The 13760-nt window shown below is 39.1% G+C and carries 12 protein-coding genes and 2 pseudogenes; 13 read left to right on the top strand and 1 reads right to left on the bottom strand.

Annotated features, from left to right (window positions below; translation table 11 throughout):
• Nucleotides 1-116 precede the first annotated feature (116 nt).
• The 12 genes and pseudogenes from HNQ82_RS10115 to HNQ82_RS10175 all read left to right on the top strand — a co-directional run bounded on the left by HNQ82_RS10115 (nucleotide 117) and on the right by HNQ82_RS10175 (nucleotide 11557).
• A complete protein-coding gene (locus HNQ82_RS10115) occupies nucleotides 117-455 on the top strand; it encodes a hypothetical protein (protein ID WP_183249307.1) in 339 nt (112 codons plus the stop codon).
• A 110-nt stretch (nucleotides 456-565) separates the two neighbouring features.
• Nucleotides 566-862, top strand: a pseudogene (locus HNQ82_RS10120) (IS1380 family transposase); the annotation flags it as partial.
• 131 nt (nucleotides 863-993) lie between these two features.
• The gene (locus HNQ82_RS10125; protein ID WP_221261119.1) at nucleotides 994-1437 is read left to right on the top strand and encodes a hypothetical protein; all 444 of its coding nucleotides are present in this window, start codon (nucleotides 994-996) and stop codon (nucleotides 1435-1437) included.
• Between the two features lie 196 nt (nucleotides 1438-1633).
• The gene (locus HNQ82_RS14565; RefSeq protein ID WP_246348988.1) at nucleotides 1634-2974 is read left to right on the top strand and encodes a polymorphic toxin type 8 domain-containing protein; all 1341 of its coding nucleotides are present in this window, start codon (nucleotides 1634-1636) and stop codon (nucleotides 2972-2974) included.
• Between the two features lie 4 nt (nucleotides 2975-2978).
• Complete coding sequence (locus tag HNQ82_RS10140) at nucleotides 2979-3353, top strand: DUF2750 domain-containing protein (RefSeq protein WP_183249311.1); 375 nt, start codon at nucleotides 2979-2981, stop codon at nucleotides 3351-3353.
• A 373-nt stretch (nucleotides 3354-3726) separates the two neighbouring features.
• On the top strand, nucleotides 3727-3969 hold the full coding sequence (locus tag HNQ82_RS10145) for a hypothetical protein (protein ID WP_183249313.1): 243 nt from the start codon (nucleotides 3727-3729) through the stop codon (nucleotides 3967-3969).
• A 129-nt stretch (nucleotides 3970-4098) separates the two neighbouring features.
• Nucleotides 4099-4992, top strand: a complete 894-nt coding sequence (locus HNQ82_RS10150) for a polyprenyl synthetase family protein (RefSeq protein ID WP_183249315.1) — start codon at nucleotides 4099-4101, stop codon at nucleotides 4990-4992.
• 18 nt (nucleotides 4993-5010) lie between these two features.
• On the top strand, nucleotides 5011-5166 hold the full coding sequence (gene comX / locus HNQ82_RS10155; protein ID WP_183242144.1) for a competence pheromone ComX: 156 nt from the start codon (nucleotides 5011-5013) through the stop codon (nucleotides 5164-5166).
• Between the two features lie 6 nt (nucleotides 5167-5172).
• On the top strand, nucleotides 5173-7431 hold the full coding sequence (locus HNQ82_RS10160; RefSeq protein WP_183249317.1) for an ATP-binding protein: 2259 nt from the start codon (nucleotides 5173-5175) through the stop codon (nucleotides 7429-7431).
• 21 nt (nucleotides 7432-7452) lie between these two features.
• Entirely contained in the window at nucleotides 7453-8103 is a 651-nt protein-coding gene (locus tag HNQ82_RS10165; protein ID WP_183249319.1) for a response regulator transcription factor, read from the top strand.
• A gap of 169 nt (nucleotides 8104-8272) precedes the next feature.
• Nucleotides 8273-9268: a 3-oxoacyl-[acyl-carrier-protein] synthase III C-terminal domain-containing protein gene (locus HNQ82_RS10170; RefSeq protein ID WP_183249322.1), complete on the top strand. Its 996-nt coding sequence runs from the start codon at nucleotides 8273-8275 to the stop codon at nucleotides 9266-9268.
• Nucleotides 9269-9379: 111 nt separating this feature from the next.
• Nucleotides 9380-11557 carry an MMPL family transporter gene (locus tag HNQ82_RS10175; protein ID WP_183249323.1) on the top strand — a complete coding sequence of 726 codons (2178 nt, stop codon included), beginning with the start codon at nucleotides 9380-9382 and terminating at the stop codon, nucleotides 11555-11557.
• A 206-nt stretch (nucleotides 11558-11763) separates the two neighbouring features.
• Here HNQ82_RS10175 and tnpC read toward each other — a convergent pair.
• Nucleotides 11764-13148 (bottom strand): annotated as a pseudogene (gene tnpC, locus HNQ82_RS10180) (IS66 family transposase).
• A 245-nt stretch (nucleotides 13149-13393) separates the two neighbouring features.
• Here tnpC and HNQ82_RS10185 point away from each other — a divergent pair.
• Nucleotides 13394-13555: a hypothetical protein gene (locus tag HNQ82_RS10185; RefSeq protein ID WP_183249325.1), complete on the top strand. Its 162-nt coding sequence runs from the start codon at nucleotides 13394-13396 to the stop codon at nucleotides 13553-13555.
• The last annotated feature ends 205 nt before the right edge of the window (nucleotides 13556-13760 follow it).

Genomic DNA, 13760 nt, shown 5'->3' on the forward strand with positions numbered 1-13760 from the left:
AATAGGAAAAATATATAAGGAGGATATTTTTATGAAGAATAAATGTCTTAACTCGTAGTTCTAGTTCTCAACTAGCACTACGAGTTAATTTATCTATTATGTGAGGTGTTCTTAACATGCATCGGCATCTGCCTTTGGAAGAAGAAGTGATGAACATGTTAATTGATGGTTTTTCCACAGTAATGTTCATTGCAATTATTACATTAATTTTTCTTTGGAGAAGGAATACCACACAAAGAGCAGCATTTCTTTGGATTTTCGTGCATTTTGTATCGTTCTTTATTGCTGTATATTTGGCATTAAAAGCAATTTCTTTTGACATTAATCATCCGATGGCGTCAGAAGAAATTTCCCTTCTTTTAGGTGAATCAGGGGCATTATGGGCAGGAAGTATGATTTGTCTGTTAGTTGGTATTTTTAAACTTTCAAAAGTAACGAAGGATGATAAAAAATAAGGTTCTGTAGTTGAATATCTGAATCCGTGACAAAGCATTTTTACAATAGATGCGAACCATTGATACCATAAGGAAAAACAACGTTGACGCATCAAAAGTAGGTGAATGTCATGAAAGATTTCCCGATTCGTTTTGTATTGACAGATGAAGCGATTACCCCAAGCCCTAGGCTTGCTTTCATTGTCTACTTACTCCATCAAACGAAACTGGATAAACGAGTAAACGCGCTTCGGATTCCAACCGTTCGTCGAGAGGTGCACATTTCCCATAGCGACGTCATTCGATCGATGATGTGCTTGCTTGCCACAGGAAAAACGGATTTCGATCATATCGAAGCATATTATCATGACGATATCTTTTCGGCATCAATGAGGATTCAACATGTGCCTTCCTCCCCGACCCTGCGGTAGCGACTCGATCAGCTCAATTGGCGTGCACACCGCCAAAAGAAGGCGGGGTTCCGACATAAGTTGGCGGTGAAGAATGGAAAAAAGTGAAGTATAATCAAACTATTAAAACGAAAGGAGGAATTTTTAAGATGATTCGTCAATTGATCAGTGTAGCAGTAGCGGTAATGCTTGTTGGAGGAATTTTATTTGGCATAGGAAAAGATTCATTGGCAAATTCCAATCAAACGGGGATAAAAGAATCGGGGACGATTACTCCTCAATCGATTGCATCAAAGACGAAAACAACAACGATCCAAGTTGGACAAACCGTTCAAACTTTGTATGTGACAGGAACTTTTGAAACTCAGTATAGTGATGTTCATAAAAGACAACTGTTTTCGGGAGTGAAATCGATCTCCTCAAAAGCATCTGGCAGTGGGACGTGGACACAGACAGGATATAATGCGGAATTAATTGATGGTGGTCGCACATATGTCATTACAGTGTCAGGAAAATATTTCTATAATGGTGCAACATATACGATTTCAACAAGTATAGAATTTTATTGCAATGCTAATCGTTCTATTGGGTAGTAAGTGATACAAAAATAAGAATACATGGTGAAACTTTAGTAATGATGATCGAACAAATATTGCTCTATAAAATCTGTCGAAAAGTACAAAATTTATCGAAAAAATTTCGTTGCCCGCCTCCCATGAACTTTTTGTATAGTAAACTCATAAAATGTAAGACTATTTCCATTATGTTACGATTGGAGGAGCAAATCGTATGTCTTTTTGGGGTTCATTAAGCAAATGGGGGCATTCAGTCAGTAAAAAGATCGAACAGACGACGAAACATGTTGCCAACGACTTCAAAAAGGTAGAAAAGACGATTCAACAAGTGGAGAAGAAAGCGGAATCAGTCACCAAACAAATTGTAAAAGATACGATTCAAATTAGCCAAAAAGCAAAAGAGGCTTTTGAGAAAGTGGAGAAAAAAATAGAAAAAACAAGCAAGCACATCGCTAATGATGTAAAAAAAGTAGAGAAAGCGATACATCAAACGGTTAATCATGCGGAAAAGAAAGTGGAGCAAGTAACGAAACAGGCGATCAAAGACACGGTACATATTAGTCAGAAAGCGCAAAAAGCGTTTCATGAGGCGGAAAAGAAAACAGAACGAGTGACAAAACATATCGTTCATGATGTAAAAAAAGCTACATCTGAAGCTGTTCGTTCTGTTAAACAAACGTTGAAAGATACAGAAAAAACGCTTGAACACGGTGTTCACCAACTAGAAAAGAAAGCAGGACTTGCCGTTAAACAAGCTACTCGTAGTATAATGAACACAGGACAACATGCCGAAAAAACCGTTCTGTCCGTAGCGAAACGTACAGAACAATCATGGCATAGTTTTAAGAAACATCCGATGGAAAGTACAAAAGAGTTTGTCACAGGTGCAGGCGATTCAGCGTTATCGGATATGACGTTAAACGTTGTACAAAAGCGCTCAGATTACAGTAAACATCCGACGGCGTACAAAGCAGGGCAAGCGTTCGGACATGCAGTGGCAACAATCGCAGGCGTCATGGAAACGACAAGTTATATTGCCATTGGTACAGGTGGCGTAGTACTTAACGCTACAGGAGTAGGGGCAGTTATTGGAACACCTGCCACGGCGGTTGCTGCTGTAGGAGTAGCGCATGGGACAGGACTTACCACCGTAGGAGGGGCAGGCTTTGCGAAAAGCGCGAAAGAACTGTATCAGCAGATGAGTCGGAGTGATGGGGTTTCTGGCAGGAAAAGTACGAGAACGGAGAATGTTAACCAACCTGTCGTCAAAAACTCTGGTAGGTCAGGAAAACAAGCAAGACTTAAAGAGATAGCAAATGATAATAAAGTTTCATCAGCATTGCGTGGCGAAATTAAACGTGATATGAACGAAATAGCAGCAGGAAAGAGGAAAAATATAAGAGTACCCCAGGGATATGAACTTGCCCATAGAAGGGGCTATGAAGCAAGAAATGGATATGGGTATGAGCACAGCGACTTACAAATGATTAAGAATCATAGAACTCAGCATAAGCATGATGGTTATGGAAAGAAGAAGAAAAATAATGGAGAGTGATAGGATGATTAACAAGGAACTTGAAGCTGTTATAAAACTACCTGCTAATAAAAGATATGAGTACTTTATCAAGAAAGTTGTTGACTTCGAAGAGGTTTGGGGGCTATATCATGATGGTTGGGCAATATCTCAAGACGATACAGGGAAAATGTTAATGCCGTTTTGGCCAAAAAAAGAATTTGCGGAGCTTTGTTCTATTGAGGAATGGTCCGATTATACACCGAAAAGCATTGATTTAGATGAATTTATTAATGACTGGTTGCCTGGCATAAAAAAGGATGGTTATAAATTATCTATATTTTGGAATAATCATGATTCAGCTGTATTAGAAGTAGATACTCTACTTAGAGACTTGGAGACTGAATTAGAAAAGTACTGATATTTCAACAATCTTGACTGACCATATGGCCTTCAAACTCGAAAATTTTAGAGAATTACAACTTGACATGGAGATCTTTTGGATGTGGTTAAAAAGTCCAAAAAACAGCGATATCAAGGAGCGGTTATGTTTAAAAATCCTATCACTCCCCTTACTCCTTGTAAATTTGCCATAAGCCGAACCTCTACAGATCTCTGGTACTGTCAAAAGTTTTAAAACCGTACCCTTAATTTTTATTGATTTTATGCTGTTCAAAAAGCTTGCCACCTGCTTTTTGGTACAATTGAGGTAACGACACACCCAAACACCCAAAATAAAGGAGTTGTTACCTCAATTATTAATCAAATTCCGTTGCCATTGGTACAGGTGGGTAGTGCTTAACGCCACAGGAGCAGTCATTGGAATGCCTGCCACAGCGGTTGCTGCTGTGGAAGTAGCGCATGGGACAGGACTTGCCACCGTAGGAGGGGCAGGCTTTGCGAAAAGCGCGAAAGAACTGTATCAGCAGATGAGTCGGAGTGGTGGGGTTTCGCTGGGGGGAGGTAAGGGAGCAGGGGGAGCTTTTGAGATTGCGAAGAACGGAGGAAAGCATTCAGGGTTTTATAAACTTAGGTGAAAAGATTTAAAATATGCATTTACGAGACTTGTCACAATCTTCGACAAGTCTTTTTATTTTTCAGGAAGGAATTTCATTGAACTTGTCGAATGTTCCCTATTTGTAAATATTTGTGCAAGGTGCGATCGGATGAGTGAAAAAGAAAAAATAGCGAAGCAAATGAAAGAAATCGTGAAACAATTTATGTCGGAATCGCAACTGAAAGCACACATGTTGATGGCAATTGAGGAACATATGAAAGAGAGCGATTTGGTTTTTGGACGGTTGGCTTATTTGCATTATGGCTTGTTTTCGGCACAAAGAAATCACCCAACATATATCGCAGCGGCTATTGAATTAATCGTGCTTGCTGGGGATTTATTTGATGATGTAGTCGATCAAGATCGTTTAAAAGATGATGCGATTACCGTACATACTGCGATTGGGTTTTTGTTATTAGGTCAGCAAGTAATTGCCCATTCACACATTGCTGATGAAAAGAAATTAAAAGCACTGTCATATGTTACGTCTTGCTTGCTTCAGAGTGTACACGGACAACAGGCTGATGTGGCGTGTAACGTACAGACAGAAGCAGAATATGTAAAAATGGTAGAGAAAAAATCAGGCTCTCTTGTTGCGATGGCTTGTGTCATCGGAGCATTATTAGCAGGGAAAGAGGACATCGCAGCGATTGAAACATATGCTCGCTACATCGGTATTGCAGCACAAATCGACAATGATCTTGATGCGCTATACAACTGGGATAAAAAAGCGGATATTCAAGCAAAGAAAAAGTCACTTCCGATTTTGTATATGCTCGAAAGCAAGCACGATAACTTGTGGAAGCAGTATTTCAACAGCGATATAGACTACGAGCGGATGTATGTCCAAAAAGAAAAAGCGCTTCAGCAAATGGAACAGGAAGGAGCGATTTATTATGCGAAAGTGATGAGCCAAATTTACAAGGAAAAAGCGTGGCAAGAAATCGAAAAACTAGATGTAGATGATAAGTATAAATCCGCACTGAAAACAATGATTTTGTAATGTTGGAGGGGAATTGTGATGCAACAAATCATTCGTTTTTTAGTCGAACATCCGGAAATCGTCGAAAAATTACAAAATGGTACAGTGAGCTTAATTGGTTTAAGTGAGTTAGAGGGAAAAGCGGTGATAAAGGCGTTTAGCGAATCGATTCATCCGCTTAGATATTGGATGTAGATCACAATGAAACGACCAGTCATCGCGATGATTGTTGCTTCGATTTTAGCGCTATATTTAACTGTTTTAAATGTGAATCACCCATTGATCGGCATGGATGTAGTAGAAAACAAGAATGGTGATATGATTGTTAACGACCTTTACGAGTTTGGCTGGGCAAAAAAACATGGGATTCATATTCATGATCAAGTGTTAAAAGTAGATGGAAAGCCTCCGCTCTCCCATTTTACTGTACGGGAATACAAAACAATTGAACAAGCGAAAACAATAACGGTTCAGAGAGAAAATCAAATCCAAACATTGACGGTTGACTATCAAGCGCATGGAACGGAACAGTGGTTGTATTATATTATTTTGCCGACGAGTTTTTTTCTATTCGCTGTTCGTTTAAGCGTTTTTTTGCTTCGTTTGCCACCAAATAATAACTCGGCGATCGTGCTGATTTACTTGTTGTTATCGGCAGGGCTTTGTTATATCAGTGCCAGCTTATCAGCGAAGCATGCGCCTTTTGGAAGGCAAATATTCAGCGGTGCATTTTTCATGCTGCCTCCGCTATTTTTGCATTTTGTTTACAACTATTTTGAAAACGAAAAGAAAGTATGGTTTGCGAAAAAAATCGTCTTTTCCCTTTATTGGTTTAACGTTGTGATGTTTATTATTTCACTGATGTCTATACCGTTTCGTTCGATAAGTGAAATGGAAGTGTTATTGACGGCATTTTTTATCAATACGGTTACCATTCTCGCTTTGTTAGGAAAAGGGTTCGTTGATCTAAAAAAAGATGAACAGCAACATACGATAAAAGGATTGTTATTGGCAATTAGTTTATCGACGATCCCGTTTCTTTTCTTTTATAGCCTTCCTATGCTAGTAATGAAAAAATGGATATTGCCAGCGGAATTAACGGTTATCTTTCTTTTCGCCTTACCGACCGTTTTCTTTTATTTAATGGCAACAGATCAACTGTTTCAACTGCCATTTTCCATCGGGCGGTTGAAGTATCTCGGTTTGTTCGCATTATTCCCATCTTTTTTTATAATGATTGTGTCCAATCAATGGATCCATCGCTCTAGCAAATGGGCTGAACTTGTTGTTTTATTTTCTATCGTTTACATCATCGTCCTTGCTGCTTTTTACATAAAAGAATGGTTAGACCGCAAATGGCGGGCAAAATTACGGATGCAAAAACATTTTTATGAAGAGAGTTTGTATCGCATAAGTGAACAACTGAAAAAACAGCGTACAGTAGAAGGAGCCATGTATTGTTTGGAAAAGGAATTGCAAGAAATTTTGGACGTGGAAAAAATAAAGGTGATTCAGTCCATAAACGAACCGCCTTCTTTCAAGTACAATCAAGCACATTGGGCGAATATCGTCAAAAAAATAAATGGTGCTCCACTTTCGATCGGTCGCGTCATTGAACATCGCTCCTTATTTGTCGTGTTTATCGGCTCATTTCGTCAAACACCTTTATGGTTAGTGGGACAAAAGAAACGACCTCTTTCCTTTCGCACCGATCAAAAAGACTGGCTATCTACCATTGTTTATTATACGAGCATGACGATGGAAAACATGTTAAAAATGGAGGAGTTATTGAAAGAGTTAGAACGCTTAAAAGAAAAAGAACATTCGGTTTCGTTTACTCGATTGATGTTCCAATGGTCAGAAAGGGAAAGAAAAAAACTGGCGATCGATTTGCATGATACATTGCTTCAAGATTTAATTTTGTTAAGAAGAAAAGTAGAAAACTTGCTTGTTCAACCTATGTGCTTGGAAGATATGCAGAAACAGCTAAACGATATTGAAGAGGAGATCCTCGATGTCATTGATGTAACGAGAGAAATATGTCATGAATTAAGGCCGCCATTTTTGAGTCAAATGGGATTAAAACAAGCAATCACACAGCTTATTGACCGATTTCATTTACGTGCGAATATAAAAGTAAAGTGGAATGTTCACATACCAGTCCAATTAGGAGAAGAGCAGGAGCTAGTCATCTATCGGGTTATACAAGAATTACTAAACAATGCGGCGAAACATTCTCAAGCATCGACGATCCAACTCGTATTGGATGCGCAAGATGAGGCTGTTCAACTTTGTTATGTAGACGATGGAATAGGAATAGAGATGGAAAAATTAAATGATCATCATGGTAATTTAGGATTATTTGGAATAAAAGAGCGTGTGCAAGGATTAGGTGGAGCATGCAAAATCGATTCATCACATGGATCTGGATTGGAGATAACGGTCACCATCCCATTATAAGCGTATGGAAAGGAGAGAAGCATGGCTCGTATTTTAATTGTCGACGATCATCTTCTTGTTTGTGAAGGTACGAAAAATGTGCTCGAATGTGAAGGGGATTTTCAAGTAGACATTACGACATCTGCGAGCGAAGCAGAACAAATGATCGAGCAACGTGCGTATGATGTATGTTTACTTGACTGGTGTATGCCGGATATGAGCGGTATCGAATTGAGTAAACGAATTCTCGAAAAACAGCCGAATGCGAAAATTGTCATCTATACCGGATATGATATTGTTCCTTTTTTAAATTATTTCATTGAATCAGGCATTACAGGCTTTGTCAGTAAAACCGCATCAAGCGAGCAATTAGTGACAGCGATTCGCTGTGCGCTACGAGATGAGGCGGTCATTCCTGTGCATGTATTGCGTCAGCTGTGCCGTTGTGGAGCAAAAGAAAATATGGATGAAAACGGACAACTGGCTGTGCTGAGTCCTCTCGAGCAAGAACTATTAATGGAAGTTGCTAACGGCTTATGTAATAAAGACATTGCCAAAAAACATCACACGAGTCAAAGAACGATAGAAAGACATTTATCGCGCATCTTCACAAAGCTGCACGTATCTTCACGAATAGAAGCAGTGGAAAAAGCAAAACAATTAGGGCTCATTCCAGAGCATCATATGTTGTGAATGCCTTCACCGGATCGGTGAGGGCATTTTCTTTTTTGGAAGTCCGCCATTTCGTGTCGGTATCCGACAAAAAAAATGGCGGGGTTCGACACCATGTTGGCGGTGAATGAGTGAAAATGTGAGGCTATAATTAGGTTGAATGAAGAAAAAGCTTGTGGAGGGGATGAAAATGTTTAAAGTAAAGATTGCTGGAATGGGAAAAGCTGTTGGATCATTAAAAGTAAAGAGTCAAGAATTAGAAGAGCAAATGAATGTTACAAGCGGTTGGATTGTTAAGGCAACAGGTATTGATTCTAGACATTATGTGAATTTTGAAGATGGAGAAAATGCGTTAACACTTGGTATAAAAGCTGCTAAGCAGGCAATCAAAAATAGTGGGATTGATCCGAAACAGATTGATTGTATAATTGGTGCCAATGGTTCTCCATTACAGTCTATTCCTTGTGGAGCTAGTTTATTTCAGCGAGAATTAGGTTTGGGTGATTCAGGAATTCCGTGTTTTGATGTTGATTCGACGTGCTATAGTTTCGGATTAGCTTTATTTGTGGCTGCTAATCTTATTCATAATCAAGTCTACAATCGCATCTTAATCATCAGTTCAGATGCTCCAAGTCCAACATTGCTAAAAACTTCTAATGAGGTAAGGGCTTTATTTGGAGATGGGGCTGCTGCTGCGATTGTTACTAAATCAGAAAAGGATGGAAAAAGCGCTCTTCAACATTTCAAAATGCAAACTTACGGATCGGGAGCCGATTTAACTTGCGTGAAGGGCGGGGGTACGCTAAGACACCCAAATGACCCGAAAACAAGAATAGAAGACAATTTGTTTCAGATGGATGGCAGGAAAGTGTTTAGGTATGCAGTTCGTCTACTTCCTGATTTTTTTAAAGATTTTTTTTCAGAAAGTGGTATATGTCAAAGTGATGTGAAATATTTGTTCCCTCATCAAACAAGCAAGCATGGAATAGATATTTTTAGAAAGTTTGGATTTCGTTCAGAACAAATTGCTTCTCATATTTCTACACATGGGAACTGCATTGCAGCTTCTCTTCCAATGTTGTTGTACGATTACATAGAGGATAACAGGATTAAGAGAGGAGATTTGGTGTTATTATTCGGAACTTCTGCCGGTTTATCTATAGGATGTGTAGCTTTGACGTACTAAAACATCAATGGGAAAGGTTCACTAACCATATATGTTATGAAAATAAACGGTCAAGGATCCGTTATTTTCACGGGAAAACTATAGTGAATATTTTTGAGAGATGGTGATTTCATGTTTAAAAGCTTGGGGAAGATGGCGTATGTTTATCGATGGATTATATTAGCTTTGTGGGTGATGATTTCATTTTTGCTTGTTTCATATGCATTTAAACTTCCGAACGTGCTTAGTGGCGATGGATTCGAGATGAAAAAAGGTTCTTATGCAGAAGTTCAAAAAATAGCGAGTGAAGAGTTTAATCTCCCAAATAACAGTGTTATTGTTTTATTTGAAAAAGAAAAAAAAGTAGAATACGAAGAGTTCATACATTTTATACAAAAAAAACTTGAGAGTGTTCGAAATGTAGAGGGATTAGTTAGTCTTATATCTCCTTATGATCGAGAAGAGCAGCTAAAGAACAATGTAGCATTTGCTGTTTTAGGATTTGACCGAGAATTCAATAATATGGAAGATATACTCCGTGAGTTAAAGAGAAAGTTAAAAAGTGAGGATGGAATTTACATTCGTTTGACAGGTCCTGCATTAATTAATGAGGACATGAATAAAGCAAGTCAAGAGGATTTGAAGAAAGCCGAAATGATTGGAATCCCAATTGCTTTAATTATCTTGTTAATCGCATTTGGTAGTTTTGTGGCGGCGTTTATTCCAATTGTAATTGGTTTACTTGCGGTTAGTTGTTCAATGGGAACGTTGTATTTCATCGGTCAGTATAAAGAGTTGTCCATTTTTACTTTGAATATTGTTCCAATGATTGGCTTGGCTTTAGGAATTGATTTTGCTTTATTGTTTATTAGTAGGTTTCGAGAAGAGTTAAAATCTGCGGATATAAAGGGAGCTACCGCTGTTGCAGTACAAACAGCAGGGAGAGCTATTTTATTTTCGGCTTTATGCGTGATTTTAGGGTTGGCTGGCATGTTAGTTATTGATGTTGAGATTTTTAAGACGGTCGCTATTAGCGGAGTAGTGATTGTTATCTTCTCATCGGTCATAGCTTTAACATTTTTACCTGCTCTTCTCTCTATAATAGGAGGAAATATTAATAGGCTACAAATTTTAAATGTGAACGAGAGTGGAGAGAGTGTATGGCATCGATTTTCCAAGTTTGTCATGAAAAGAGCAGGAAAATTGGCTTTGATTAGTTTCGGAATTTTACTTCTATTTTCAATTCCTATTTTTCAAATGAAACTAAGTATCCCAGATGCTACAGCACTTCCAAAAAAGTATGATACTAGAATAGCGTATGAAACGTACGAGAAGGAATTTTTGGGTAAAAATCATTCAGAAGTCTTAATGATTGTTCGTATGAAGGAAAATAATATACTTGAGGAAGAATCTCTTAGACAGATTGAGAATTTGTTGCAGAAGTTGAGGAAAGAAAACATTGTGGCGAATATCGATTCTATTTTTTCAATCAAGGGAGATTTAAATTACCAGCAACTTTATAGGCTTTTGCACAACGACGAAACGAGGAGAAAATTGGATCCTGTTATTGATAGATTGGTGAAAGGTAATCAAACAATCTTTACAGTTCGTTTAAATGTTGATTTTGATTCGGAAGAAGCAAAAGAGTTTGTGAAACGTTGGGAAAAAAATGACGGTCAGATGGAAGTGCTATTGGGAGGGTTACCAAAATTTAATCAAGAGATTTATGATGAAATTTCGGGAAACTTTAAGTACAGCTTATTGATAGTCTTTACATCTACATTTGTTATTTTAGTGATAGCATTTCGCTCAATCGTTGTTCCTTTAAAGGCAATTGTGATGAATATCATGAGTTTGATTGCATCATTCGGTCTTTTAGTATGGATTTTTCAAGAAGGGCACTTTGGTTTTGAAGCGGTTTCGACCATTGCCCTTATGATTCCGGTTTTCGTTTTTGGAGTTGTCTTTGGCTTGTCTATGGACTATGAAGTTTTCTTGTTGTCCAAAATTCAAGAAATCTACTTGAAGACGGGGGATAATGATAAAGCTACGATTGAAGGATTATCCACAACTAGTAGGGTGATTACCTTTGCAGCGCTTATTATGATTATTGTAACAGGAGCATTTGCATTTACAGGCATTGTGCCTGTTAGACAGATGGGATTAGGTATAGCTTTAGCTATATTTATTGATGCAACAATCGTTCGGCTATTGCTTGTTCCATCTCTAATGAAACTTATGGGAAACGTCAATTGGTGGGCACCTAAGTTTTTAAAAAAGCTTCAACAAAACGTTTTTTATGAATACTAAAAAGAATACGTCAAGGCAAAAAGCGTCGAAATGAATAAGTTTTATGCCGTAACAATAAGCTTATTGTATCATTGTAACTATTCACCCCAATAGTAGCGTGTAAAGAAGCGCAACACAAATAGGGCATCCCTGTGATAAAAAATGCCCTACGTAGCGGAAAGAACACGATCGAGCGTTTCGCCCGTCAACAGAAGACATAACGAATCTCACACGTTTTTTTCGTGTTTCGTCAGTGTGGAAACGATGCTTCTTGTGATGCAAAACGACTGGGCGAATGTTTCTTCGCGAAACGTACCCGAAATGTTCTCTTTCACTTTGACCATGCGAAGATCGCGTTCAGCTTGGTTGTTGTCAAAGGGAACATGCACTTCACGTAAGAAACGCAACGCTTCTTCCTTTCGTTTCTGAAGCCGTCGAACAAAAGCGAGTGCTTTTTTCGGAAGAGGCGTCATCGTTTCTAATCGGTGCTGTGCTTTCGCTAGGATGCGATCATACACTCGTTCCTATCGTTTCGCTTCTTCTTCGGAAAGCGCACCGTGATGAGCTTCGACGGCCTGTTTGGCGGCTAACAGAAACGTGGTCATGCGCGATGCCCATGTATGCCCTTGTTCGATAAAACCCTTCAATTCACGCAAATGATGGGCGTGACAAAGGGCATGGGTGGCTTGCGTGTATTTTGGATACGTACCGAACCCATCGTGCATCATCGTCCCTTGATATCGCGGAAGAATCCCGATGTCATCGGTCGCTTTCTTTCCACGAGAAACGTGAGAAGCCAAGTACGTATATTTCGATGTACACGCGACATGCCCCATGCGAGTTTCCCATGGATGCTCAAACTCGTCTCATCGACATGCAGGATGTTGGATTCAAGTAAGGCGTCTTCGATGATGTCCATATTCGATTCTAGCGCTTGGCGACCTCGTTTCACCATATTGGCAAGGGTTCCTGTACTAACCGAGTGTTGATATAACGCTTCGATTGTATCACTTAAACGCTTGTACGGGATCAATTGGATATGATGCAAATAAACAACGAGCGCCGTGAGCCGTGGACCATATTGCACATGATTCGTGACATGGGATGGGAATTCGGCTTGTTGAACACATCGGCCATGTGGGCAGGATTTCACTTCACGTTCATGCTGTGTCACTTCGATCGTCACGGGAGGGAGATCAAACACTTGACGGACATCGACTTTGAACGGTTTGACCTCACGCAAAGAAGCCCCACATCCTTGACACGCGTTCACACGATGGATGATGCGATGATGTGGATGTTCCACTTGATGGAGCGTCGTTCCTTGATGCCCTTCTTGTCCGCCTGGTTTGTTGCCAGATGGCTTGCGAGAAGAATGGGTGTGAAAACGGTCAGAAGATGGGGGCAAATGGCTATTGGAGCTGTTTTTTTTCGTGCGTGCTTCCAGCTCTTGAACGCGATACTTGAGTTGTTCATTTTCTTTGCGTAACTGTTTGATTTCGTGACGCAAATGTTCATTTTCTTGAACGAGTTGATGAATGAGCTGTTTCTGTTGTTGGACTTTGCCGATTAAGCTCTCAACTGTAAATACAGCTTGTTGTACCGTCAACATGCGATTCACCTCCTTGTCTATCAATATTCACATCATAGACAGGAAAAGCAAAAAATATTCAGCTCACTTGATCATGTGGCTGAATAGTTACGATTGTTATAAGTATATTTTGGGTAGCAACATTTCAACTGAGTGAAATGTTGTTCCTTTTCATCTTAGTACTCATTCAACTAATGGGGAGCGCTTTGCTAAAAAAATTTGAGTTACAGCCAAAAAAAATGAATCAAAAGGAAGGAAGAAGCCGAATGAATCGATACCAGAAAATTGCCATAGGAGTAATGTTGTTCGTGCCTTTGATTTTCTTGATCGTTTCTTTATTGATGGACAGATGGGGATTTTTCCTTTGGAGTTTGGCACCAAGCTTTACTGTGGGGATGACGGGATTTTTCGTAGCGAAAGATAAATAACACGCATATGTTGTACACCTAGCTCTCTTGTTCATTTTCTTAATATTAAGATTTTTTAGCACCTTGAATCCGTATAATGAATTTTTAAAGGGAGAGGAACAATGCATAATATTCGTAGTGCTAGTTCTCAACTAGCACTACGAGTCAATTTATCTATTATGTGAGGTGTTCTCCACATGCACCAGCATCTTCCTTTGGAAGAAGA

It is taken from the genome of Anoxybacillus tengchongensis, from assembly GCF_014201585.1.
Lineage (GTDB): Bacteria > Bacillota > Bacilli > Bacillales > Anoxybacillaceae > Anoxybacillus > Anoxybacillus tengchongensis.